A 22,801-nucleotide genomic window follows, 5' to 3' on the forward strand; every position below is an offset into this window, starting at 1 on the left:
ACTATGCTAATACCTTGTGTAAAAAAGCCTTTGTAGCCTGCTCAACGTCTATATCTGTTTCTAAGGCCTTTATATAGGCACTGCCAATAATAGCGCCATTGGTGAATTTGCTAGCAGCTTCAAAGCTGTCTTTGTCTTTAATTCCAAAGCCCACCAAAACGGGATTCTTGAGTGGCAAGCTTTTCAAGCGTTTCAAATAGGATTCAACCGGAGAAAAATCTTTGTCTGTACCGGTTATCGATGAAGAAGAAACAGCATAAAGAAAGCCACTACTTAAGCTATCTAATTTTATGATTCGTTCTTCAGAAGTTTCAGGAGTAACCAGAAAAATGAAATCAAGGTTATATTTCTGAAGCACCTGTTTATACGCTGTTTCATACTCATACATAGGAATATCCGGGATGATCAATCCATCAACACCTATTGCTGCTGCCTGAGCACAAAAGTTTTCAAAGCCGAATTGTAATAGTGGATTCAAATAGCCCATTAATACAACAGGCACATGGATCGTTTTTCTAAATCCATCTAACTGTTCAAACAATGTGGAGATTGTCATTCCGTTTTGCAATGCCTTGGTACTACTAGCCTGTATTACTGGGCCATCCGCAAGCGGATCGCTGTAAGGCATACCTAACTCTATCAGATCTGCACCATTATTCTGCAATGCCTGCATAACCGTAAGGGTACTATCCAGTTGTGGATAGCCAGCCGTACAATACACATTTAAAACGCGTTCTTTTTTACGCTTAAACAATTCCGAAATCCTACTCATAACTGTTTCTCCATTTTAATATTGGCCCTTTCATAATCTACGTTTCCCAAGGGCACTTCTACAAATCCATACTTTTTGTACAAATGAATGGCTGGCCCCAATAAGGTATTGGAATATAGAATCACTTTTTTAGCACCTAAGTCTGCCGCTTTTTCTAAACAAAACGCCAGCATGCGATTGCCAACCTTATTGCCCTGAAAGGTTTCATCTACCGCCATTTTGCTTAGCTCGTAAGATTCATCATCTTGTTTTATTAAGGCAAAAGTTCCTGCCACCTCACCATTGATCGTGGCAAAAAAGATATGACTGCCTTTATCAATGAAATAAGCCTTGGGGTTAGACAACATCTCTTCATCGATTGGCTCTACATAGAAGTACTTCTTCAGCCAGGCAACGTTAAGCTCTTTAAACCGTTGGGCCAGATCGTCTCTAAAGTCAATAATTTCAACTGTTGTACTCATAATAATTCATAAAAGGCAGATACATTTTGCCATTCTTTGTCTGACTCTATTTCAAAACTATTTTCTCTTTCAATGGTGGACAGAAAGTGTTCAAGAAAGGTTTGTACAGGCTCAGGATCTTTTGTATAAAAAATAATCTCTCTTCTTCTATAAACTGTAGTATGGCCTACATGTACACTATTGGTCTGACTCTCCAAATAGGCAATCATTTCTTTTTCTACTGCCACTAAATAGTCGTGTTCTTCCTCTAATGGGTGTCCCATTTCATTATACTGATCCGGCATGATCTCAATAAATACTGAATGGGTATACTGCGCTTGCTCTTCTACATTTTTAAGATCTGTATTTATAATTGCAATTGCAGGGTAACCTTCTACCTCAAACTCAAAACCGACATATGTTGCTTTTTCGCTTTTCATTTTACTATTTTATTATCAACTGTTCCTTTATTCTACATCCATTATTCGCATATAGGTAGCCAAATCTTTATCCCCCCTGCCGCTTAAACATAAGACCACACAGTCTTTTTCGGTGAGAGCAAGCTGGTTTAAAGCAGCGAATGCATGTCCTGTTTCTAAAGCCGGAATAATTCCTTCTAACTTGGCCACCTGGAAAGATGCTTGCACAGCCTCATCATCAGTAGCGCTTAAAAATCGACCGCGTCCGCTTTCAAACAGGTGAGCATGCATGGGACCTATTCCTGGATAATCCAAGCCAGCAGAAATACTATGCGGCTCTACCACTTGTCCATCTTCCGTTTGCATTACCAAGCTACGGCTACCGTGCAGAATACCATCTCTACCTAGTTGTGTAGTAGCAGCACTTAATCCACTTTGTACACCATGACCTGCTGCTTCTACAGCAATCAACTGCACGCTTTGCTCTTCCAGGAAATGATAAAAAGCACCGGCGGCATTTGATCCACCACCCACACAGGCTATGACATGCGTAGGCAATTCTGTTCCGGTCTTTTCTTTTAATTGTTGTCTTACTTCCTTTGAAATGATACTTTGGAAACGTGCCACCATATCGGGATAAGGATGCGGGCCTACTACACTACCAATAATATAATGGGTATTATAAGGGTTATTGATCCAATCGCGAATGGCCTCATTTGTAGCATCTTTCAGTGTTTTACTACCGCTAACTGCAGGAATAACCTTTGCGCCCAACATTTTCATACGGGCCACGTTTGGTGCTTGCCGCTCAATGTCTTTCTCGCCCATATATACAATACACTCAATACCCTTAAGTGCACAGACAGTAGCCGTTGCCACACCATGTTGACCAGCTCCTGTTTCTGCTATTATTCGCTTCTTTCCTAAACGCTGGGCTAAAAGTATTTGTCCTACTGTATTATTGATCTTATGTGCGCCTGTATGACACAGGTCTTCGCGCTTCAGGTAGATATTTGTATTGAAATGTTTGCTTAAGCGCTGAGCGAAGTATAATGGAGTTGGGCGACCAACATAATCTTGCAGTAATTGCTGATACTCTTTTTGAAATGAAGCCTCCTGCATGATGTCCAGGTATTGTGTTCGCAGCTCCTCAACATTGCGATACAACATTTCCGGAATATAGGCGCCTCCATATCTTCCATAATACCCTTGTTCATTGGGGAAAGTATATCGTGGAGCTTGTTTTGTGTTCATGTTTTATGTGTACGTTTTACCTCTTAAAATGTTTTATCCTTTTCGATGGCTAATATCCAGACGTTATCAATTCTCCTCAGGATGTTCTGGCGTCTCCAATATTAACTGAAAGAACTTCAAGTCCAGCCATTTCCCAAACTTGTATCCCACCTGCTTAAAATGTGCCACTTCAACAAAACCAAAGTGTTCATGTAGCTTAATACTCCCTTCATTCGTAGCATCGATTCCAGAAACTATTGTATGCATATTCCGTTCTTTAGCCGCTTTGATAATCGGTGGAAATAGCAACTTACCAATACCTTTTCCTCTAGCCGATGCAGCCACATAAATAGAATTCTCTACCGAATATTTATAAGCTGCCCAGTTACGGAATGGGCCAATAGTGCTGAAACCATAAATAACACCATCCTCTTCCGCTACAAATACAGGAAACCCCTGCTCTTGTTTTGTTGCAAACCACTGTCGTCTCATCTCTATAGTGTGAGGATGATAATCATAAACAGCTGTAGTGTTTACTATAACATCATTATAAATCTCTAGCATAGCCGGCAAGTCTACGTTTGTGGCCTCCCGAATAATAATCATAGCTATCAGCTCTATTTAAAGTTTATACAATTCAATTTCATCTCAATCTTACCAAATACGCCCAAACCAAATTGCTCTCTATATTTTCTCTAGCTGCGTTTTAGTCTTCTCGTTAGTAACATTCCCTGTATTTAAAGTACTGGCAGGTTCAAACAAAAGCACCCAAACTTCTTCTTTTGCAACGGGCCTGTGCGCTACACCTTTGGGCACAATTAGAAACTCACCTTCTTTTACGATCACTGTTTTATCACGAAACTCCATTTCAAAACTGCCTTTTACCACTAAAAACAACTCATCTTCGTTATCGTGATGGTGCCATACAAACTCACCTTGAAATTTTACCAATTTCACTTCCTGTCCATTCAATTCTCCAACTACCTTAGGACTCCAATGCTCATTAAACAAACCAAATTTTTCCAGAAGATTTATTGTATCCATATCAGGCATTTAGTTGTTTTATAAAATGAGCAACCTTATTCATATCCTTTATACCCGGCGCTATTTCAAAACGGCTGTTCACATCTACTGCATAAAGGTACGGGTGATGAAAAGTTTTTAGCTTCTCTACATCCTCCAACCCTATTCCGCCACTTAGAAAAAAAGGCTTATTGATGCCTGCGCACTCCAATACCCTCCAATCGAATTGCTGGCCACTACCTCCATACGCAGCTGTATCCGTATCAAATAAAAAATAATGACATACCTCCTGAAAGGGTGCTACTAAACCGTCTATATCTTTCTGGCCAGCTACACGAAACACTTTAATTACCTGAACCTTATCCATTAAATCCAGGCAGAACGCGTCTGTTTCATCCCCATGTAGTTGTACGGCCGTTAAACTATAGTCTTGAATAGCCTTTTGCACAACATCCATTTCGGTATTAACAAAAACGCCTACTCTTGCAATATCTAACGCATTGACTAATGGCCGTTCATCTTCTAACTTATCTCCTGCAAATCGTTTGGATTTATCATAGAAGATCATTCCTGCATAATCAACACCAAGCTCTTGCAAGGTTTGCAGTTGTTCAACAGTAGTTATACCACAAACTTTGATTTTCATACCAGCGCATCTCTTAAATCTGATGTAAACTTCATAAAAGCCAGCCCCGGATCTTCCTGTTTCATAAAGTTCTCACCAATTAAAAAGCCATTATAACCAGCGCTTTTCAGGTTCAAAATATCCTGTACGCTATTGATGCCGCTTTCTGATATCTTGATTTTATTTTCAGGTATATGATGGCTTAAACGAATGGACTGTTCAATATCAACTTCAAAGGTTTTCAAGTTGCGATTATTTACACCTACAATATCTGTCCGCTGTTGGATATGTCCCAATTCAGAGTCGTCATGTATTTCCAGAATCACTTCAAGACCTAACTCATGTGCCTTAAGAGTAAAGTCATGCACCTGCTCTGGTGTAAGAATGGCCGCTATCAGCAAGATAACATCAGCCCCGTAGGCTTTTGCTTCAACAATCTGGTATTCGTCAATGATAAACTCCTTACGTAAAATGGGCACATCATTAAAGCGGGCGGTGATCATATCATCAATACTGCCACCAAAGGAAGGCTCATCGGTAAGTATCGATAAGCCTGATGCACCATTAGATGCATAGGCCCGGGTTATTTGAGACACCTTTACTTTATCATTGATAATTCCCTTGGAGGGCGACTTACGCTTAAACTCGGCAATGATGCCTGTTTTCTTTTCATCCAACAGAAAGCGCTTCAAGGAGAATGAGGGCTCTTCGAAAAGTGGCAACTGCTCTAATTCGGCAATAGACTTTAAAGACTTTGCTTTTTCTACTTCCTCTCTTTTGTAAGCAACTATTTTATCCAGTATGTTCATTGTAGTTCAATTAACTTTTGAAACGATTGATAAGCTTTACCACTCTCTAAACTTTCAATTGCGGCATTATAGGAATCTTCATAATTAGCAAAGTTACCCGTGCATTGCAAAGCCATGGCCGCATTCGCTAATACAACTGCATTTTGAGCCCAGGTACCATCGCCTTTGATGATTTTCATAAAGATCTTTGCAGCTTCACCTACCGAGTTACCTCCCTGAATATCGGTAGAAGAAACCGTTCGTTTGCCCAGGTATTCTGGCGACAACACCTCTTCTCCTTTATTCGTAATAACCTTGGTATCATTCGTTAATGATATCTCATCATACCCATCTAAACCATGTATAATCGTAAATGGTTTGCCTTCCTGTTGTAATAGGTAGTTATAAATGCGCGCCATTTCCAGGCTATACACACCTACCAATTGAAACTCGGGCTTTGCCGGGTTTACCATAGGCCCCAGCATATTAAAGAAGGTACGCAATCCTAGGTTCTTACGGATGCCGCCTACATTTTTTAAAGCCGGGTGAAATAAAGGTGCATGTAAAAAAGTAAATCCCGATTCATCTAATTCTCTTTTCAATTGGTCATTATCGTTCTTAAACTTATAACCCATGCTCTCCATGACATTAGAGGCGCCACTTACAGAGGAGGCCCCATAGTTGCCATGCTTGGCCACTTTTTGTCCGGCTCCAGCCACTATAAAGCAGGCCAGCGTTGAAATATTAAATGTATTCTTACCATCGCCACCCGTGCCCACAATATCCATTACCTTATGGCCATTTAGATCAACGGGTACAGCAAGTTCGAGTAAACCATCGCGGAAGCCTTGTAATTCGTCGATAGTAATACTGCGCATAAGAAAGACTGTCATGAATGCAGCCAGTTCGCTTTCATTGTATTCTCCCTTGGCAATATTCAGCATTACTGCTTTTGCTTGCTCCCGGCTAATGGTCTTATGTTCAAATAATTGTAGTAAAAGCTCTTTCATGTTTACTTCTTTAACCAGTTACGTAAGATCTGTTCGCCTAGAGGAGTCAATACGCTTTCAGGGTGAAATTGTACCCCTTGTACATCAAAGCTCTTATGCTGCAAGGCCATTATGTAATCATTTTCATCGCGTGCTGTTACTTCCAGTTCTTCGGGAAATCCTTCTTCACTAATCACCCAGCTATGATATCGGCCAACGTCCATTTGATCACCTAATCCTTCAAAAAGCCCTTTTCGTGAATCGTGAATCGGGAATCGCTGACTTTCATTCCCGGTTGCCGATTCTCGTTTCCCGATCACTACTGGCGTTGCCACTCCATGATACACTTGCTTCAGATTGATCAATTTACCACCAAAAGCTTCACCGATAGCCTGATGCCCCAGGCATACGCCCAATATGGATTTTTGAGAAGCATAGGCATTAATCAATGGTAGCAATTCTCCTGCTTCACTTGGCAAACCCGGCCCCGGCGACAAGATAATCTTATCGTAAGCTGCTACTTCTTCCAAGGGAATTTCATCGTTTCGATACACATCTACCTGGTCGGTTACAATCTTTTTAACCAGATGCACCAGGTTGTAGGTAAAGGAATCGTAATTATCAAAGACTAATATTTTCATGTTACTGTAGTTCAAGTATATGACTAACCGATCTTTTGCGCCTGACCAATAGCCACTTTCAATGCGTTCAATTTATTATTTACTTCCTGCAATTCGTTTTCTGGCTGACTGGCCGCTACTACCCCTGCCCCTGCCTGGTAGAACAAGGTATTTTGTTTACTTAACAAGGTGCGAATCATAATAGCATGATTGCAAGAGCCATCAAAACCTATATAACCAATAGCCCCACCATAATAGCTTCTGGAGGTAGGCTCGAACTCATTTATGAGTTCCATAGCGCGGTATTTAGGTGCACCGCTCAATGTACCTGCAGGAAATGTTTTGAACAGAATCTGAAATGGATTACTACCTGCAGCCACTTTACCAACCACCTCACTAACCAGGTGTATTACATGGGAATAATACTGCACCTGTCGATATTGACTCACTTTCACATCGGTACATACTGTACTAAGGTCATTACGGGCCAAATCAACCAACATTACATGCTCTGCGTTTTCTTTTGCGTCTTCCAATAGAGCGGCGGCTCTTTCCTGGTCTATGGTATCGTCGCCAGTACGTTTAAATGTGCCAGCTATAGGATGTACAACAGCTTGCCCATTTTTGATGATGAGCTGTGATTCTGGGGAAGAACCCATCAGCTTATAATCGCCATAGTCAAAGAAAAATAAATAAGGGGAAGGATTCACATGTCGCAAGGCGCGATAAACATTAAACTCATCGCCGATGAACGGTTGTTGAAAACGGCGACTAAGAACAATCTGGAACACATTGCCACGGTAACAATTCTCAATGCCTTTTTTCACCATTTCAATATACTCAGCATCGGTAAGGTTTGATGTTTCCTCACCTTTTAAATGGAAGGGATACACAGGTACATCTTTGCTATTAATGAGTGACTCTAACACAGCAGACTCACTTTCAAAGCCATTGATCTTGTTTTCACATAGGATCAACTCATCTTTATGATGATTAATGGCAATTACGTATTGATACAAACGGTAGCGCGCTATAGGAATGGCATTCGCCTCATCGTTTCCCTTCTTAAATTGAATGGTTTCAAAAAACTGTACAGCATCAAACGTAAAGTAGCCATATAAGCCTTGCGCAAAACGGGCAGCTTTGGGATCTGTACTTGTTCCCTCAAATCGTTGGGTAAATTGCCATAACAGCTCCTTTAGATCCTCATTCTTTTTTAAAGCAACATTTTCAGCCGGTTGATTGGGCAGTTTAAACTCAACCCTGCTTTGATCCTTTATTTCAATACCAGCAATAGCATTGATACAGATGAAGGAATAACTGTTTTCAGCAGCATGGCTGTCCGTGCTTTCCAGAAGAACAGTATCTCTGAAACGATCACGCAACCGAAGGTAAATGCCAACAGGAGTATAGATATCTGCCAACATTTTCTTAACTGTCGTTTCTATTACAATCTTTTTGCCCCCAATCCCAAGGGGAGCCGTTTTAATCGCTTCCAACTGTATATTTTTTTGTTAAGAGTAAATCATATAAGGTTTCAACAACTTCCAGCTTTTCCCATTTCTTCCTAATTCATCCAATCCACCCAAATCCCGGTTCAGACAATAAAAAAAGCCCCGAAACCGGGGCTCTGAATATATTGGACAATATATGGCAATAGCTTACAGAACCCGGTTTGAGTTTGTATGCCACCACCACTGATTGTTTATTACTTGTTTCATTTCAATACAAATATGCATCAGGCACGGCATTTGGGCAAATATTTTTTTAGAACAACAAAACAACGCTATGCTAATTCAACATAAACAAGACGGCCACAAGGGCATATATTATATTGAAGAAGATGGCAATGTACTGGCAGAAATCATTTATTCCAGTGCCGACAATGATCAACTATTGATCATTGAACACACAGAAGTATATGATGAGCTACGTGGTACAAACGTTGGCTATGAACTGGTGCACAAATTGGTGGAACAGGCCCGCATGCATGGACAAAAAATAGCCCCTGTTTGTCCCTTTGCCAAAGCTATTATTGATAAAAAACCCGACTTCCAGGACATCTTATCTGAATAAGCCAACGATATTCTTTACTACCCTACTAATAAAACCACACCTCTTCATGGCATGGTTAATGAAGAGAGATTTAAAAAATACGAACACATGCATATTCAACACGAAGAATCAGATATCAGAGGCAGGCATTTTATAACAGATGAGCAGGGGAATATGTTGGCCGAGATCACCTATGCGGTACGACATCCAGATACGATGGTTGTAGATCATACTGAAGTGAGTGAGAATCTGCGCCACCAAAATATCGGACATGAATTAGTAGAAGCCGTGGCAGAACACGCCCGGGCAAAAGGACGACATATTGTGCCAGTTTGTTCTTTTACGCGTTCTGTAATGGAAGAAAACAGGTCTTACCGAGATGTAATCAGAGAGCAGAATATTTAACATAGATAAATAGACGAAAAGTAAAACTGGATTCCAGCAGTATATTCTTTTACTTAGAATCGTATAGAGCTTGGCAATCCAAGTCATTCCCTCATCCTTCATGTTTCCTTGCCTGCTACTCCTCTGCTCCTTCATTACTACTCCTCTGTCACTTCATGGTTACTCCGTATCCACTACTAGGTTACTCCGTATGGCAGCCACCTTTACTCCGTATCAGAGCCTATCTTGGGGTAGCTCTAAGTCAGAAAGAAAAGGTAAACGATAAGTATTACAACCAGCCGACATGTGTATAACTAAAGTGTGTAAATCGCTTGTAAACCTAGCGATGTAGGAGTAAATTTACTAAATTAATTAGTAAATATTAATAAGCAATACACCATGGCACGACAAGCAGGCCCGCTCTTCTTCACCGGCACCATCGATGACATCACCTTTTACAAAATGGAAGGCCAGTATTTGGCTAGAAAGAAAAGTTCCCTCAACCGGAAACAATTTCGCACCGATCCACGCTTTGCCCGATCTCGCCAAAGTGCGGAAAAGTTTGGCGAAGCTTCTAAACTGGCCTCTACCATCTACTGGCAATTACCCAAAGAACAGCGAGGCAAAGGCGTGGTTAACAAGCTAACCGCCCAAGTTGGCCAGCTGCTTAAGGAAGGAAAGAAAGTTGAAGAAATTATCCAATACTTCATAATACATGACCAGAATCCTATTACTCTTACATCCATTCGATTCCAGTCCAAAGAAGCCCCTCAAAAGCAAGAACACGTTTCAGCCTGGAAAGTAACCCCCAATGGAAATTTGATTGGCCCTAAGCCTTTAAAAATACTATCTACCATGACTAAAAACATCTTTCCAACTTCGGCTACGTTGAATAGTTACCTTGTTCCATTATTAGAATAATGTATTGTAACTGAAAGATTCAAAGCCCGATTAATAAATTTCAACCATTATTGATCGAAGTTTATCAGCAATTTTTACTTGTTAGACATGTCGTCAGGCAAATACACCCCACTCTTCTCTACTTTCCCTAACTTTCACAAATGAAAAGAGCACTTCTACAACTCTTAATAGCAGGCTTGACTTCTCTTAGTGTCAATGCACAAACCGATAGCTTTTACTTACTAAAACCCGATCGTGTATTTGATGGTGAACAAATGCACAACGACTGGATCGTATTGGTAAAAGGCAATAAGATAGAAGCAGCTGGAAGTATGAAGTTTAAACTTCCAGAAAACACACGCGTTATAGAATTGAAAGGGATGACACTATTGCCAGGTTTAATCGAAGGTCACTCCCATCTTTTTCTTCACCCTTATAACGAGGTTAGCTGGAACGACCAGGTGCTAAAAGAAAGCCGGGCCGAGCGTACAGCCCGTGCCGTTAACCATGCCAAGGCCACTTTACTGGCAGGGTTTACCACTGCAAGAGACCTTGGAACGGAAGGTGCTGATTATGATGATGTGGGTTTGAAGAAGGCTATTGAGAAGGGAGTAATACCGGGCCCCCGCATGATCGTTGCCACTAGGGCTATTGTTGCTAAAGGTGCCTATGGACCTAATTACGGCAATCCTGATGTGGAACTTCACCAAGGTGCAGAAGAAGCTGGTGGTGCAGAAGAACTAAGTAGAATTATTCGCAGCCAAATGGGCAAAGGTGCCGATGTGATCAAAATATATGCTGATTACCGTTATGGCCCCAATGGAGAAACCCGGCCTTCGTTCACTGAAGCAGAATGGGCGGTAATTGCAGCAACAGCCAAGAATGGCGGCCGCAAAGTAGTAGCCCATTCCGCCACTCCAGAAGGCATGAGATTAGCTGCTATGGCCGGCGTTTCGTCTATAGAGCATGGTGATGATGGTACCGAAGAAATATTTAAGCTGATGAAAGAAAAAGGCGTTGCCTTCTGCCCTACTATTGCCGCAGGCGATGCTGTATTACAATACAACGGATGGAAGAAAGGCGTTGGTCCAGAACCTGAGCGCATCGCCAGCAAAAGAAAAAGCTTTGCAGCTGCTTTGCGTAGTGGCGTTACTATCGTTTTTGGCGGCGATGTTGGCGTGTATTCGCATGGCGACAATGCCCGTGAGGCGGAGTTAATGGTGGAATATGGTATGAAACCAATTGATGTTTTGAAATCAGCCACATCAGTTAATGCTGATGTATTTGGTTACGCAAATAAAATAGGGCGTATAAAAAAAGATTTACTGGCAGATATTGTAGCCGTAGACGGAGACCCATCAAAAAGCATTAGCGATATCAGAAAGGTAGGCTTTGTAATGAAAGATGGAAAGATCTATAAAGAAAAAGGAGTGCAATAAGCACTCCTTTTTCTTTATGCCTTATTTGTTATAAAACCCCTTTTGTAGAAGGTAGATAATTCTTCAACGGATCGCGTTTCACCGCCATCTTTATGGCTTTGGCAAAAGCTTTAAAAATGGCTTCTATTTTATGGTGCTCATTTTCACCCCTGCACTCAATATTCAAGTTACACTTTGCAGCATCGGAGAAAGATTTGAAGAAATGATAGAACATTTCCGTAGGCACATCCCCTACCCGCTCACGACTAAAATGCGTATTCCACACCAACCAGTTGCGCCCACCAAAATCAAGAAGCACTTTGGCTTCCGCTTCATCCATCGGCAAAGCAAAGCCGTATCGTTCTATTCCTTTCTTATCTCCTATTGCTTTAGCAAAAGCTTCTCCCAAGGCTATTCCTGTATCTTCTACAGTATGATGTTCATCAATATGCAGATCACCCTTAGAGTGAACAGAAAGATCAATTAAACCATGTCGGGCTATTTGATCCAACATGTGATCAAAAAAACCTAACCCAGTATCAATAGATGCTTTACCACTTCCATCCAGGTTGAGCCCAACAGCTATATTGGTTTCATTGGTTATTCGGATATGGCCTACCTCTCGTTTACCCAACTTCAGGTACTCATAAATATCTCTCCAGTGTTCTGTAGCCAATACTACCACTTCTTCCAATGCCTTTGCATCATCGCTCACTTCCGCTGCTCCTAACTCAGGATTGTTTTTAAGCCAGATGGCCTTACACTTTAAGTTCTTTGCCAATTGCACATCGGTTATACGGTCACCTATTACAAATGAGTTGGCTATATCATATTCTGGATTATTAAGGTATTTCGTAAACATACCAACCCCAGGTTTACGTGTAGGCAGGTTATCTTCAGGAAAGCTTCTGTCTATTAATTCTTCTTTAAAGATCACCCCTTCATTGGCAAAGCTGCTCATGACCAAGTTGTGAACTGGCCAGAAATCGGCTTCTGGAAAAGATGCTGTACCAAGACCATCCTGATTGCTAACCATTACCAGTTCATAATCTAACTCTTCCGCTATCTTAATCATGTATTTAAACACTTGCGGATAGAAGCTAACCTTATCAAATGAATCAATCTGGTAGGTTGGTGGACACTCCTGGATCAATGTTCCATCACGGTCTATAAATAAAACTCGTTTGCCTTGGGTGGTAGTATTTGCTGCCATTCTTAGTCTTCTTTATAAGCTTTTAGAGCCGTTAACAATTGCTGGTTTTGATCTGGAGTACCAACGGTTATACGTAAGCTATCCTCGCATAATAACACATTACTACGGTTACGTACAATGATGCCTTTCTCTTTTAAATAGTTATAAACAGCTGTAGCCTCATTGATCTTTGCTAATACAAAGTTGGCGTCAGATGGATACACTTTTTGCACCATTGGAATTTCTACTAACCCTTTAACCAACACCTCTCTTTCTTTCACTGTTTCTTTGATCATCATATTCACATCCTCCAGGTTATCCAAAGCCTTTAACACCAGCTCTTGAGTAGCCTGGTTAATGTTGTACGGCGGCTTTATTTTATTGAGTATATCAATGATTTCCTGAGAAGCATAGGTCATCCCCAAACGTAACGCCGCTAACCCCCACGCCTTAGAGAAGGTTTGCATGATCACCAGGTTGGGGTAATCTTTCAATTCAGATATAAAGGAGCGATGGCGGCTATAATTAATGTAGGCTTCATCCAGAACCACCAATCCTTCAAAATTATTCAGTACAATTTCTATATCCTCATGTTCTATGCTATTACCTGTAGGATTATTAGGTGAACAGATAAAGATCATTTTAGTAGAAGGTTCAATGGCATGCTCCAATACATCCAGATTTAACTGGTAGTCTGGCAACAAGGGTATCTCTTTCACGCCTACATCATTGATATTGGCATATACCTCATACATACCGTAGGTAGGTGGGCATATGATTATATGATCTTCTTTGGGATTACAAAAGGCACGGATCAATAAGTCAATACATTCATCACTTCCATTTCCCAGCAACATCTGTTCTGCCGGCACATTTTTGATCTTACTTAGCTTTTTCTTTACTTCCCATTGCAAAGGATCGGGATAACGGTTATACCATTTGGTAAGTGGCGAGCCGAAAGAATTTTCATTGGCATCCAGGAATATGCTGGCTTGCCCGCTGAACTCACTACGCGCTGATGAATACGGTTTTAACTTCTTTATATTTTCCCGCACTAACCGGTTAATATCAAAACTCATTGTATTTTTTATCGCTTGTTTTACTAGTTATTTTAATTATTGTAACAATCACTTTCGCCATCCTCTTTTCTACCTAATCCCTAAATCTCCCCAAATCCCGGTTCAGACATCCTCACCTTCACAGCATTGGCATGTGCCTGCAATCCCTCTGCTTCTGCCATTTCAATAACGGTTTGCGCAATACCCTGCAATCCTTTTTGTGATAGCTTCTGATAGGTAATTTTTTTCAGAAAGCTATCAACACTTACACCACTGTATGCACGAGCAAAGCCGTTAGTTGGAAGTGTATGGTTGGTTCCACTGGCATAATCACCCACACTTTCTGGCGAATAGTTACCAATAAAGACGGATCCTGCATTGGTTATCTTATCAGCAATCGTATCTGCATCCTTGCAACTAATGATCAAATGTTCTGCAGCATATTCATTTACCAGATCAATAGCATTTTCTACATTCTCTACAACTATAGCCTTACTATTACTTAGCGACTTTTCTGCCAATTCTTTTCTTGGAAGTTTCTCCAATTGAATAGCTACTTCCTTAATACAAGTATTAACAACAGCTTCAGATGTTCCAACAAGCAAAACCTGGCTATCAATACCATGCTCCGCTTGCGACAAAAGATCTGCAGCTACAAAAGCAGGATTGGCAGATTCATCAGCCAATACACACACTTCACTTGGCCCAGCCGGCATATCAATAGCTACTCCCTCCATTTGCACCAATTGTTTGGCCGCTGTTACAAATTGGTTACCAGGGCCAAAGATTTTAAATACTTTAGGAACCATGGCTGTCCCATAAGCCATTGCGGCAATTGCTTGCGCCCCACCTATTTTAAATACTTGTGTAATGCCAACGAGTTGTGCTGTATAAAGAATAGCTGGATGTATTTGTCCTTCTGAATTACAAGGTGTACATAAAACAATATCCTTACATCCGGCCAGTTTGGCAGGTATACCTAACATCAATACCGTCGAAAACAAAGGAGCTGTACCACCGGGTATATATAAACCTACTTTTTCAATACCTACACCTTTACGCCAGCATTCTATTCCAGGCATTGTTTCTACAACTTCTTTGCCTACCAGTTGCTTACGGTGAAAGGAGTCAATATTTTCTTTTGCCTGTTGAATGGCTTGCTTTAAAGAATCCGTAAGTTGTGTTTCTGACTGCGCCATTTCATCAGGCTGCACTTGCAACTGCTCTAACTCCACACCATCAAACTTCTTTATAAAGGAAAGCAAAGCCTCATCACCATGCTGCCGAACTCCAGTCAAAATCATCTGCACACTTTCCAATACAGTTTTATTATCTACATATGGCCGCTTTAATAATTCTGCCCACTCACTTCTTTTAGGGTTGCATATAATATTCATTTCTTTCGAATCCGTTTAAATCAAAATAATCTTAGTTCTTTAGTTCTACATGATCATTTTCTCAATCGGCACTACCAGTATCCCTTGTGCGCCTGCTTGCTTTAGCTTTTCTATCTTTTCCCAAAACTCATCTTCTGCTAATACACTATGCACGGAGCTCCAACCTGTTTCTGCCAAGGGCAAAACCGTGGGACTCTTCATTCCTGGAAGCAATTCAAAAATCTTTGGCAAGGCTTCATTAGGCGCATTCAATAAAATATACTTGTTATTCTTTGCCTTACGCACTGATCGAATACGGAATAATAGCTTGTCCAATAATTGCTGTTGCTCACTACCCAGACCTTTGTTTTTTATCAACACTGCCTGGCTTTTCAGGATAGTCTCTACTTCTTTCAACCCATTCATAAATAAAGTAGACCCACTGCTCACCAAATCACAGACCACATCAGCCAGTCCTATACTGGGCGCCAACTCTACGGATCCACTGATCTCATGAATCTCTGCCTGAATCCCTTTTTCTTTTAAAAACTGTTGGGTAATGAACGGATAACTGGTTGCAATTTTTTTGCCTTGCAGATAGGTAGAATTTGTATAGGTTTCGCCTTTAGGTACAGCAAAGGATAAGCGACACTTACCAAAACCCAATGGTTCAACAGTATCCACTTGCTTATTTTTCTCCAACAAAACATTCTCCCCGACAATACCAATATGTGCTACGGCATCCTCTACATACTGTGGAATATCATCATCTCGCAGAAAATACACCTCTAATGGAAAATTTTCTGCGGTGCTTTTTAATTGATTATGACCGTTTTTAACAGAGATACCACAATCTTTCAGCAACTGAATACTATCCTCGTGTAAACGTCCCCCTTTTTGCACGGCAAGTTTTAAAACCATAATTTCTAAGTTTAGAATTGGATTTCTGCACAAAAGGATGCCAATCAGCGAAATCCGTTAAAATCAAAAAATCTGCGATAAAAAAAAGGCTCACCCTACGGTAAGCCTTTCGATTATATGAAGTACAACAATACATCATTGGCTCACCCATTAGGTAAGTGCGCATGATGATGTGTATGTACTGAAAAATTCAACATTAGAGTGCAAAAGTAAGGGCCAATTTATTCTCACCAAAAACTTTCTTTAGTAGAGTCAAAGCTCTACATTATCTTAACAGAGAAATTACAAAGCACATGAACAAGATGAGAATTCCATTCTTTACCCTATTTATAGCGGTATCGATAGGCGCATTTGCACAGGATGATGCCTCTTACAAAACACCCCCGAAAGACATTACAGATTTGGTTTTAGCCAAACCTACGCCTTCAGTTTCTATAGATGATAAAGGGGAATGGATGCTGCTTATGGAGCGAAGCGACTTCCCTACTATCGAGGAATTGGCGCAACCAGAACTACGTATTGCAGGTTTGCGTATGAACCCTAATAACTTTAGTCCTTCCCGCTCTGGTTCATTTAGTAACCTGGAAATTAAAAATATCAAAACAGGTAAGGTTATTGAAATTGATGGTTTACCAAAAGACCTAAGAGCTTCCAGCGTTCAGTGGTCACCCGATCAATCACAGTTTGCTTTTGTACATTCTGGTAATACAGAGGTAGACCTGTATGTCGTAAATGTAAAAGATGCAAAAGCACGCAAGGTTAACACAAATGCATTGAACACCATTCTTGGCAGCAGCTATGAATGGGCTGGTAATGCATTGGTTTACAAAACCATTGTCCCCGGTAAAACATTAACGGCTAAGCCAAGTGCACCAAGTGGTCCGGTAGCACAAGAAAACATTGGAAAAGCAGCAGCGTCAAGAACTTATCAAGACCTTATTAAGAATACTTATGATGAGGCGCTATTTGAGTTCTATGGAACAAGCCAGATTGTACGCAATGATTTCACCAAAGAAACAGTTATTGGCCAACCAGCCATCTATAGAAACTTTAGTGTTTCTCCAGATAAAAATTATGTTCTTGTTACCACTGTCAATAAACCATTCTCTTACTTAGTAGCAGTAAATGGCTTCCCTCACTCCGTATCAGTTATTGGTATTAATGGCGGCACTCTAAAACAATTAGCTAATAACCCTAGCGGTGAAGGCCAGCCTATCGGCTTTGACGACGTAGCTGTTTTCCCTAGAAACTTTGACTGGCGCGACGATGAGCCAGCTACCATTACCTATGTTCAGGCATTGGATAATGGCCTGGGTAAGAAAAAAGTAGATTTCCGAGATGCGGTTTATGCAGTAACTATTAATGGCGATAGCCAACCGAAAGAGTTATTCAAAACCAAACGCCGATTTGCTGGCGTAGTATGGGGAAATAAAGACAATGCCGTTTTCTATGAGCGCATGGTGGCCGATCGTAAGATCCGCATGAACCGATACAATCCAACAACAGGCAAAATTGACTCTTTATTTGAGAGAAGCAGCAATGATTCTTATAGCGATATTGGTTCGCCAATGACTCAAAAGAACAGCCTTGGCAAACAAACCCTGATCCTGTTAAACGGCAAAGAATTGGTATTGCGCTCACAAGGTTCTTCTCCTGAAGGTGATATGCCATTTATCCAAACCATGGATATCAATAATGGTAAGAAGAATATGTTATGGCGCTCGCAAGCACCTTATTATGAGCAGGTAATTGATGTTATTGATCCTGCAAGCGGCGTGTATTTGACCAGCCGTGAAAGCCAGACAGAAACGCCCAACTATTACATTCGTAATGTAAAGAAGAAAATAGCACCTATTGCTATTACTGATTTCAAGAATCCATATGCCGGTCTTGAGGGTGTTAAAAAAGAAAAGATCTCTTATAAAAGAGAAGATGGTATCAACCTTACCGGCAACCTGTATACACCAAAAGGCTTTGATCCTAAAAAAGATAAGCCTTTGCCTGTAGTTATGTGGGCTTATCCGGTCGAATATAAATCTGCCGCTGATGCAGCCCAGGTACGCGGATCAAAATACACGTTCACCCGGATCAACTATGGCTCGCCTATCTTTTGGGTAACGCAAGGATATGCTGTGTTGGATGCAGCCGAAATGCCAATTGTTGGAGAAAATGGTAAAGAACCTAACGACAACTTTATTCCACAGTTATACCTAAACGCGCATGCTGCTATCCAGGCTTTGGCAAACATGGGAGTTGGCGATAGCACTCGTGTAGCCGTTGGTGGCCACAGCTATGGAGCCTTTATGACAGCTAACTTGCTGGCACATACTAACTTGTTTAAAGCAGGTATTGCCCGTAGTGGCGCCTACAACCGCACACTAACGCCATTTGGCTTCCAGGCTGAAGAAAGAACTTACTGGGAAGCTCCAGAAATTTATAACCAAATGAGCCCGTTCACTTATGCTAATAAGATTAAAACACCAATCTTGTTGATTCATGGTGAAATGGATAATAACCCAGGCACCTTCCCAATTCAAAGTGAGCGTTTATATAATGCTATTAAGGGACATGGCGGAACTGTTCGTTATGTAGTACTTCCTTATGAAAGCCATGGTTATTCTGCTAAAGAAAACATTTTACATATGCTCTGGGAACAAAACCAGTGGTTGGAAAAATGGGTTAAGAATGCAGATAAAAACAAACCAGTAACTGCCAGTTCTACATCTAAAGAATTTTAGAGAACCAATTGCTTATTTGTAAAAAGACCAGCAAATGCTGGTCTTTTTTATTGGCCAGCATTTTAAAAACTATTATGGCTTTATAGTTATACCATGTTAAGTGAGCAATGCCGATATTCGATGACAATCAGCTGCTGATAGTTAACATTCTGTACTTTGATTCTACCGTACTGCCAACTGTAAACTGTCAACTATCCACTGCCAACTACAAACTAAATACCTCTTCTGAAAATGAAAGAAAGCCTCCACTGCATTTACGCAGGGAGGCCGGGCTTATATCATAGGCAACAATGTACAGGTGAAATTCAGTGGTGACTTGCGATTATACACTGCATCTCTTTAGTACATTTTAATTGCAGGCTTTTCAATTTTTAAAGTAAAATAGCTTTGTAAAAAGACGGGTTAGTAGAGAACCAACCCGTGTTTACTAACCAAATTAATCTTTATTGGGCAAAGCTAGCTCTGGGACCACCAGCTGCAAATGCAGCCAGCATCCTATCTTTTTGTCCGTTTGAGAACATATACATACAGGCATCGTATGTATAGTCCATATAATTCATCCACATTTCAAGCGGCGTACCGGTGCAGGTACTACGATGATCTGCTGAAGGGCATCCAGTATTGGCAGCATTGTGAAGAGGGGTATCTCCTACAAAGTCATTTCCACAAGCAGCATCTCCCCAAATATGGCGTAAGTTCATCCAGTGGCCTATTTCGTGAGTAGCTGTTCTTCCCAGATCATAATTAGTTACGTAGGTGCCGCCTGCTACTTTCTTGCGACTTCCTACTGACGAATAAAGTATTACTACTCCATCTGTGGCAGGATTCCCTCCGGGAAATTGTGCATAACCCAATAGGCTTTGCCCTAAGTTACACGACCATAGGTTTAAATTATGAGCAGGATCTACTGGATCACTTCCCCCATACTGCTTTTCTTAACGGCATCATTCGTACCCCAACTTTTCTTGTTTGTAGACTTCCGGATTACTTGAGCCAAGGTAAACTTTATACCTACATTGGCTTTTACCCCAGAAAAAGTTGAAGGTACTTTTGTGTTATCAGCATTCTGCAGGTTATAGTCTTCATTCAATACATCAATTTGTGATTGAATTTGTGCATCAGAAATATTCTCAGCGGCTTTATTATAAAGCACATGTACAACTATCGGGATCGTTATTGTTGATCCCACCAGCTTTGATTTGTTTAATTCGCCACTGGAAATCATCCTCCTGGTAAAGGTTTCAATATCGTCTACCTTACGTCTAAAATTGGGATCTGCGTCTAGTTGTGCCTGAAAAATATCATCAGCCGCACATTTCCGCTCTACAATCTGACTAGATTCATCATCAAGCTGTTCATGGGGTACTTCTGCTTTTTGACAAGACAGGGCAAATAAAACCAGTAACAAACCTAAGAGGGTAAGTTTCTTCATGTATCTGTGTGTATGTTTAAAGTAAAAAGCTTACTTGGGTAGGAATGTTCGGCTTTATTGTAGGACTGGCAGACTTCTAAGATAATACATTCAATGAATTATACAACAAAAAAGTTCGGGCCTAGGACCCGAACTTCTATAACAACACAGCGCAAGAAAGACTATCGTTTAAGCGTAAATGCTCTTGTAATATTAAAGCCGAAATAAATATCGCCATCACCCCACTTGCCGGTTGTTTTGGCTAAATACGCAGGCCCAACCATCCCTTGGGAATTAGAAAATACCAGTTGAAAAACGTGTCCTCCGGTTTCTATATCCATTCCAAAAGAAAGCGAATTAGTAATGTCATTTGTCACTATTTGGCCATCAGGCACATAGTTGTATTCAGCATTTATACTAACACGCTTAGATACTTTCATACGTCCCCCAAAGCCAATAGCAAAAACATTATTATTATCCTCCTCTGTTGGCACAAGATTAAAGTGCATCCAACTTGGTGCTAATTGCAAAGAAAGATTCCTGGAAAACTTTCTTGCCAGAAGTGCTTGCGTAAGATAAGAAGTACGGAAGGTACCATTCAGATATGGCTTATCGCTGTACTTTAATGTTGAATAAGCGATCAAACCATATAAGCTTGCCGAAAAGGGCATGCCTTGTTCTTTCTGTTGCAAGGCTTTCCATTTAAAGGAGCCATCATAAGTTTTATCATGCGAGCTTCTACCTATTCCAATAGACAAGCGGTCAGATATTCCATAATCCAATGCAAACCGGATAGTGGCATTATCTAACCCCCATAATTCATAAGCGCCCTCATTTAATCGTCCAAAGCGGTGCATGATCATGAATTGCAGCCCTCCCTTTGCCGGAGACTCGATCGTAGGCATATTTACAATCTGTGTAGCCTTAAATGTGCCTTTAACAATGCTATTTTCATTGATTGAAGAATCATTTACAAGTTGTGCCAATGAAGAGTCCTGTGCCTTAATACAGGATCCAAAAAGTAAAAAAGATATAAAGATGTAAAACTTCTGCATATTAATGATTGATAGGGTAATCTACTTTAACCTTCACATCAATACGCTCTGCTATCTTATCGCGTACGACGGATGGTATTTTAATATTAAAATCGCCTGGTAATAATTGAAAATTAGCGGTACCCGTTAGTTTACCACCTTGAATTTGCAATACGGCAGGAACGGTAACATCTTTGGTAACACCATGAAAGGTAATCTTACCACTGACTTGTACAGGATAGCTACCCTCTTTTTGCGTATTCACTTCTCCAGTATAGCTTCCTGTAAAGCTGGTTTTAGGATACGTATCACTTTCCGCATAGTTTTCATTAAAATGCTGTTGCATCAGTTCCTTACGGAAAAGAAAACTCTTGACCAACGCAGAAAAGGCAAGGGATTTTTTCTGCAGATCAATAGCGGCTACCACCTGATTGTTTTCCGCCTTTATATCTTCCATTGGCGTCTTCGAATAGAAACCTAAGAAGCCGTTTCTGGTTATCAATGGTTGCGAGCTGGCAAACATGCTAAGTAAAACGGCAGCTATAGTTATAGATAATACTTTCATAAGTTGGTATTAGTTATTTGGTGAACCACTATTTACCCAGCTTTTGATCTTATTAATATTACAGTCAGAAAGTTTTGGTCCAATCTGCGGCATAGGTGGATAGCCTGCTGCATGCGTAATTACGCCTATAAGTCTTCCATCGTCAGCCACCTTCTTTAAATTACTATGTCCTTCAAGGCTAATCCCAGAAATAGACTGATTAGCATTGCTATGGCAAGCATAACAATTGGCTTGCAATATGGGTGCTATATCAGTTGCATACGACATGTTGGTAGTATTACAGTTTCCTGCGCCCCCCATTTCAGCTCTTTCTGCCTCTTCGTTACTTTTGGCACATGATGTTACCAAAAGAATTAAAACCAGTGCCCATAAAGGCTTGTATCGATTCATATTTATTACATTTAGATATGGATTAGTTCTTTTCTATTTCAGCATCCACCAGGCTTACATCCATTAAAAAGCCGGTACAACGCCCTTTAATAACTACCTGGTCTCCCACTTTAGGCAATTCATTTTTAGTTGAAAATGTACAGTTAATACCACCATCAGGAACATTAGAAGCTAAGATCACATTAGCGCCTTCTTGAGTGGTTTCTACTTGCTGCACTTTACCTTCCACTTGTATCACCTTGTCAACATAAATCTTATTGGCGGAGTCTTCATTGGCTACAAATGCCTGGTAAAGGCTCCCGGCTGCTATAGTATAGTCTGCATCTACTCCTTTAACTCCAGCCCGTGGCTTTTGATATAGGTAATATGCCCAACCCGCCACAATAAGACATACAATGATTACTATTAAAAAGATGGTCTTTTTACTCATAATTGCGTTGGCTATTGAAG

Annotated in this window: 26 protein-coding genes; 5 read left to right on the forward strand and 21 right to left on the reverse strand. The window is 40.7% G+C overall.

The features are described from left to right. Position 1: 1 nt before the first annotated feature. The 11 genes from trpA to SY85_RS04345 all read right to left on the reverse strand — a co-directional run bounded on the left by trpA (position 2) and on the right by SY85_RS04345 (position 8,408). On the reverse strand, positions 2 to 772 hold the full coding sequence (trpA, locus tag SY85_RS04295; RefSeq protein WP_066401964.1) for a tryptophan synthase subunit alpha: 771 nt from the start codon (positions 770 to 772) through the stop codon (positions 2 to 4). Continuing rightward, the gene (locus SY85_RS04300; protein ID WP_066401965.1) at positions 769 to 1,233 is read right to left on the reverse strand and encodes a GNAT family N-acetyltransferase; all 465 of its coding nucleotides are present in this window, start codon (positions 1,231 to 1,233) and stop codon (positions 769 to 771) included. The genes trpA and SY85_RS04300 overlap by 4 nt, the downstream gene beginning before the upstream one ends. Beyond that, positions 1,230 to 1,652 carry a DUF695 domain-containing protein gene (locus tag SY85_RS04305; RefSeq protein WP_066401966.1) on the reverse strand — a complete coding sequence of 141 codons (423 nt, stop codon included), beginning with the start codon at positions 1,650 to 1,652 and terminating at the stop codon, positions 1,230 to 1,232. Before SY85_RS04305 ends, SY85_RS04300 begins: the two co-directional genes overlap by 4 nt. Positions 1,653 to 1,679: 27 nt before the next feature. After that, positions 1,680 to 2,885 carry a tryptophan synthase subunit beta gene (gene trpB, locus SY85_RS04310; protein WP_066401967.1) on the reverse strand — a complete coding sequence of 402 codons (1,206 nt, stop codon included), beginning with the start codon at positions 2,883 to 2,885 and terminating at the stop codon, positions 1,680 to 1,682. 66 nt (positions 2,886 to 2,951) lie between these two features. Then, positions 2,952 to 3,470 (reverse strand): GNAT family N-acetyltransferase, encoded by a 519-nt coding sequence (locus SY85_RS04315; protein ID WP_099459369.1) that lies wholly within the window; start codon positions 3,468 to 3,470, stop codon positions 2,952 to 2,954. 78 nt (positions 3,471 to 3,548) lie between these two features. Further along, positions 3,549 to 3,908, reverse strand: a complete 360-nt coding sequence (locus SY85_RS04320; RefSeq protein ID WP_066409353.1) for a cupin domain-containing protein — start codon at positions 3,906 to 3,908, stop codon at positions 3,549 to 3,551. Position 3,909: 1 nt separating this feature from the next. Beyond that, entirely contained in the window at positions 3,910 to 4,533 is a 624-nt protein-coding gene (locus tag SY85_RS04325; RefSeq protein ID WP_066401968.1) for a phosphoribosylanthranilate isomerase, read from the reverse strand. Further along, positions 4,530 to 5,321, reverse strand: coding sequence for an indole-3-glycerol phosphate synthase TrpC (gene trpC / locus SY85_RS04330; RefSeq protein ID WP_066401969.1), 792 nt, complete (start codon positions 5,319 to 5,321; stop codon positions 4,530 to 4,532). Before trpC ends, SY85_RS04325 begins: the two co-directional genes overlap by 4 nt. After that, positions 5,318 to 6,310, reverse strand: a complete 993-nt coding sequence (trpD, locus tag SY85_RS04335) for an anthranilate phosphoribosyltransferase (RefSeq protein WP_066401970.1) — start codon at positions 6,308 to 6,310, stop codon at positions 5,318 to 5,320. Before trpD ends, trpC begins: the two co-directional genes overlap by 4 nt. Before the next feature lie 2 nt (positions 6,311 to 6,312). Next, positions 6,313 to 6,930, reverse strand: a complete 618-nt coding sequence (locus SY85_RS04340) for an anthranilate synthase component II (RefSeq protein WP_066401971.1) — start codon at positions 6,928 to 6,930, stop codon at positions 6,313 to 6,315. Between the two features lie 23 nt (positions 6,931 to 6,953). Then, entirely contained in the window at positions 6,954 to 8,408 is a 1,455-nt protein-coding gene (locus SY85_RS04345; RefSeq protein WP_226999001.1) for an anthranilate synthase component I family protein, read from the reverse strand. 289 nt (positions 8,409 to 8,697) lie between these two features. Here SY85_RS04345 and SY85_RS04350 point away from each other — a divergent pair, with 289 nt between their 5' ends. The 4 genes from SY85_RS04350 (at position 8,698) to SY85_RS04365 (ending at position 11,687) form a co-directional block, all read left to right on the forward strand. After that, entirely contained in the window at positions 8,698 to 8,985 is a 288-nt protein-coding gene (locus SY85_RS04350; protein WP_066401972.1) for a GNAT family N-acetyltransferase, read from the forward strand. Between the two features lie 87 nt (positions 8,986 to 9,072). Further along, entirely contained in the window at positions 9,073 to 9,369 is a 297-nt protein-coding gene (locus SY85_RS04355; RefSeq protein WP_066409358.1) for a GNAT family N-acetyltransferase, read from the forward strand. Between the two features lie 378 nt (positions 9,370 to 9,747). Next, positions 9,748 to 10,269, forward strand: a complete 522-nt coding sequence (locus tag SY85_RS04360) for a hypothetical protein (protein ID WP_066401973.1) — start codon at positions 9,748 to 9,750, stop codon at positions 10,267 to 10,269. A 140-nt stretch (positions 10,270 to 10,409) separates the two neighbouring features. Then, entirely contained in the window at positions 10,410 to 11,687 is a 1,278-nt protein-coding gene (locus SY85_RS04365) for an amidohydrolase family protein (protein ID WP_066401974.1), read from the forward strand. A 28-nt stretch (positions 11,688 to 11,715) separates the two neighbouring features. Here the strand turns inward: SY85_RS04365 and hisB are convergent, their stop codons facing one another. The 4 genes from hisB to hisG all read right to left on the reverse strand — a co-directional run bounded on the left by hisB (position 11,716) and on the right by hisG (position 16,213). After that, positions 11,716 to 12,879 (reverse strand): bifunctional histidinol-phosphatase/imidazoleglycerol-phosphate dehydratase HisB, encoded by a 1,164-nt coding sequence (hisB, locus tag SY85_RS04370; RefSeq protein WP_066401975.1) that lies wholly within the window; start codon positions 12,877 to 12,879, stop codon positions 11,716 to 11,718. A 2-nt stretch (positions 12,880 to 12,881) separates the two neighbouring features. Continuing rightward, complete coding sequence (gene hisC / locus SY85_RS04375; RefSeq protein WP_066401976.1) at positions 12,882 to 13,937, reverse strand: histidinol-phosphate transaminase; 1,056 nt, start codon at positions 13,935 to 13,937, stop codon at positions 12,882 to 12,884. A gap of 80 nt (positions 13,938 to 14,017) precedes the next feature. Further along, entirely contained in the window at positions 14,018 to 15,313 is a 1,296-nt protein-coding gene (gene hisD / locus SY85_RS04380; RefSeq protein ID WP_066401977.1) for a histidinol dehydrogenase, read from the reverse strand. Between the two features lie 45 nt (positions 15,314 to 15,358). Then, entirely contained in the window at positions 15,359 to 16,213 is an 855-nt protein-coding gene (hisG, locus tag SY85_RS04385; protein ID WP_066401978.1) for an ATP phosphoribosyltransferase, read from the reverse strand. A 293-nt stretch (positions 16,214 to 16,506) separates the two neighbouring features. Here hisG and SY85_RS04390 point away from each other — a divergent pair, with 293 nt between their 5' ends. Further along, the gene (locus SY85_RS04390; protein ID WP_082886294.1) at positions 16,507 to 18,951 is read left to right on the forward strand and encodes an alpha/beta hydrolase family protein; all 2,445 of its coding nucleotides are present in this window, start codon (positions 16,507 to 16,509) and stop codon (positions 18,949 to 18,951) included. Between the two features lie 443 nt (positions 18,952 to 19,394). Here SY85_RS04390 and SY85_RS25865 read toward each other — a convergent pair whose 3' ends face one another. The 6 genes from SY85_RS25865 to SY85_RS04415 all read right to left on the reverse strand — a co-directional run bounded on the left by SY85_RS25865 (position 19,395) and on the right by SY85_RS04415 (position 22,781). Next, complete coding sequence (locus SY85_RS25865; RefSeq protein ID WP_226999002.1) at positions 19,395 to 19,805, reverse strand: M43 family zinc metalloprotease; 411 nt, start codon at positions 19,803 to 19,805, stop codon at positions 19,395 to 19,397. Between the two features lie 50 nt (positions 19,806 to 19,855). After that, positions 19,856 to 20,383: a zinc metalloprotease gene (locus tag SY85_RS25870; protein ID WP_226999003.1), complete on the reverse strand. Its 528-nt coding sequence runs from the start codon at positions 20,381 to 20,383 to the stop codon at positions 19,856 to 19,858. A gap of 161 nt (positions 20,384 to 20,544) precedes the next feature. Next, entirely contained in the window at positions 20,545 to 21,417 is an 873-nt protein-coding gene (locus SY85_RS04400; protein WP_066401980.1) for a DUF5777 family beta-barrel protein, read from the reverse strand. Position 21,418: 1 nt separating this feature from the next. After that, the gene (locus SY85_RS04405) at positions 21,419 to 21,961 is read right to left on the reverse strand and encodes a YceI family protein (RefSeq protein ID WP_066401981.1); all 543 of its coding nucleotides are present in this window, start codon (positions 21,959 to 21,961) and stop codon (positions 21,419 to 21,421) included. A 9-nt stretch (positions 21,962 to 21,970) separates the two neighbouring features. Continuing rightward, entirely contained in the window at positions 21,971 to 22,351 is a 381-nt protein-coding gene (locus SY85_RS04410) for a c-type cytochrome (RefSeq protein WP_066401982.1), read from the reverse strand. Between the two features lie 22 nt (positions 22,352 to 22,373). Next, positions 22,374 to 22,781, reverse strand: coding sequence for an OB-fold protein (locus SY85_RS04415; RefSeq protein WP_066401983.1), 408 nt, complete (start codon positions 22,779 to 22,781; stop codon positions 22,374 to 22,376). Positions 22,782 to 22,801: the final 20 nt, after the last annotated feature.

The sequence above is a fragment of the Flavisolibacter tropicus genome (genome assembly GCF_001644645.1).
GTDB lineage: Bacteria > Bacteroidota > Bacteroidia > Chitinophagales > Chitinophagaceae > Flavisolibacter > Flavisolibacter tropicus.

Bases quoted from the DNA above. Each gene is read 5' to 3' on its own strand.
- trpA (WP_066401964.1), bottom strand. From the start codon at position 772: ATGAGTAGGATTTCGGAATTGTTTAAGCGTAAAAAAGAACGCGTTTTA.
- SY85_RS04300 (WP_066401965.1), bottom strand. From the start codon at position 1,233: ATGAGTACAACAGTTGAAATTATTGACTTTAGAGACGATCTGGCCCAA.
- SY85_RS04305 (WP_066401966.1), bottom strand. From the start codon at position 1,652: ATGAAAAGCGAAAAAGCAACATATGTCGGTTTTGAGTTTGAGGTAGAA.
- trpB (WP_066401967.1), bottom strand. From the start codon at position 2,885: ATGAACACAAAACAAGCTCCACGATATACTTTCCCCAATGAACAAGGG.
- SY85_RS04315 (WP_099459369.1), bottom strand. From the start codon at position 3,470: ATGATTATTATTCGGGAGGCCACAAACGTAGACTTGCCGGCTATGCTA.
- SY85_RS04320 (WP_066409353.1), bottom strand. From the start codon at position 3,908: ATGGATACAATAAATCTTCTGGAAAAATTTGGTTTGTTTAATGAGCAT.
- SY85_RS04325 (WP_066401968.1), bottom strand. From the start codon at position 4,533: ATGAAAATCAAAGTTTGTGGTATAACTACTGTTGAACAACTGCAAACC.
- trpC (WP_066401969.1), bottom strand. From the start codon at position 5,321: ATGAACATACTGGATAAAATAGTTGCTTACAAAAGAGAGGAAGTAGAA.
- trpD (WP_066401970.1), bottom strand. From the start codon at position 6,310: ATGAAAGAGCTTTTACTACAATTATTTGAACATAAGACCATTAGCCGG.
- SY85_RS04340 (WP_066401971.1), bottom strand. From the start codon at position 6,930: ATGAAAATATTAGTCTTTGATAATTACGATTCCTTTACCTACAACCTG.
- SY85_RS04350 (WP_066401972.1), top strand. From the start codon at position 8,698: ATGCTAATTCAACATAAACAAGACGGCCACAAGGGCATATATTATATT.
- SY85_RS04355 (WP_066409358.1), top strand. From the start codon at position 9,073: ATGCATATTCAACACGAAGAATCAGATATCAGAGGCAGGCATTTTATA.
- SY85_RS04360 (WP_066401973.1), top strand. From the start codon at position 9,748: ATGGCACGACAAGCAGGCCCGCTCTTCTTCACCGGCACCATCGATGAC.
- SY85_RS04365 (WP_066401974.1), top strand. From the start codon at position 10,410: ATGAAAAGAGCACTTCTACAACTCTTAATAGCAGGCTTGACTTCTCTT.
- hisB (WP_066401975.1), bottom strand. From the start codon at position 12,879: ATGGCAGCAAATACTACCACCCAAGGCAAACGAGTTTTATTTATAGAC.
- hisC (WP_066401976.1), bottom strand. From the start codon at position 13,937: ATGAGTTTTGATATTAACCGGTTAGTGCGGGAAAATATAAAGAAGTTA.
- hisD (WP_066401977.1), bottom strand. From the start codon at position 15,313: ATGAATATTATATGCAACCCTAAAAGAAGTGAGTGGGCAGAATTATTA.
- hisG (WP_066401978.1), bottom strand. From the start codon at position 16,213: ATGGTTTTAAAACTTGCCGTGCAAAAAGGGGGACGTTTACACGAGGAT.
- SY85_RS04390 (WP_082886294.1), top strand. From the start codon at position 16,507: ATGAACAAGATGAGAATTCCATTCTTTACCCTATTTATAGCGGTATCG.
- SY85_RS25870 (WP_226999003.1), bottom strand. From the start codon at position 20,383: ATGAAGAAACTTACCCTCTTAGGTTTGTTACTGGTTTTATTTGCCCTG.
- SY85_RS04400 (WP_066401980.1), bottom strand. From the start codon at position 21,417: ATGCAGAAGTTTTACATCTTTATATCTTTTTTACTTTTTGGATCCTGT.
- SY85_RS04405 (WP_066401981.1), bottom strand. From the start codon at position 21,961: ATGAAAGTATTATCTATAACTATAGCTGCCGTTTTACTTAGCATGTTT.
- SY85_RS04410 (WP_066401982.1), bottom strand. From the start codon at position 22,351: ATGAATCGATACAAGCCTTTATGGGCACTGGTTTTAATTCTTTTGGTA.
- SY85_RS04415 (WP_066401983.1), bottom strand. From the start codon at position 22,781: ATGAGTAAAAAGACCATCTTTTTAATAGTAATCATTGTATGTCTTATT.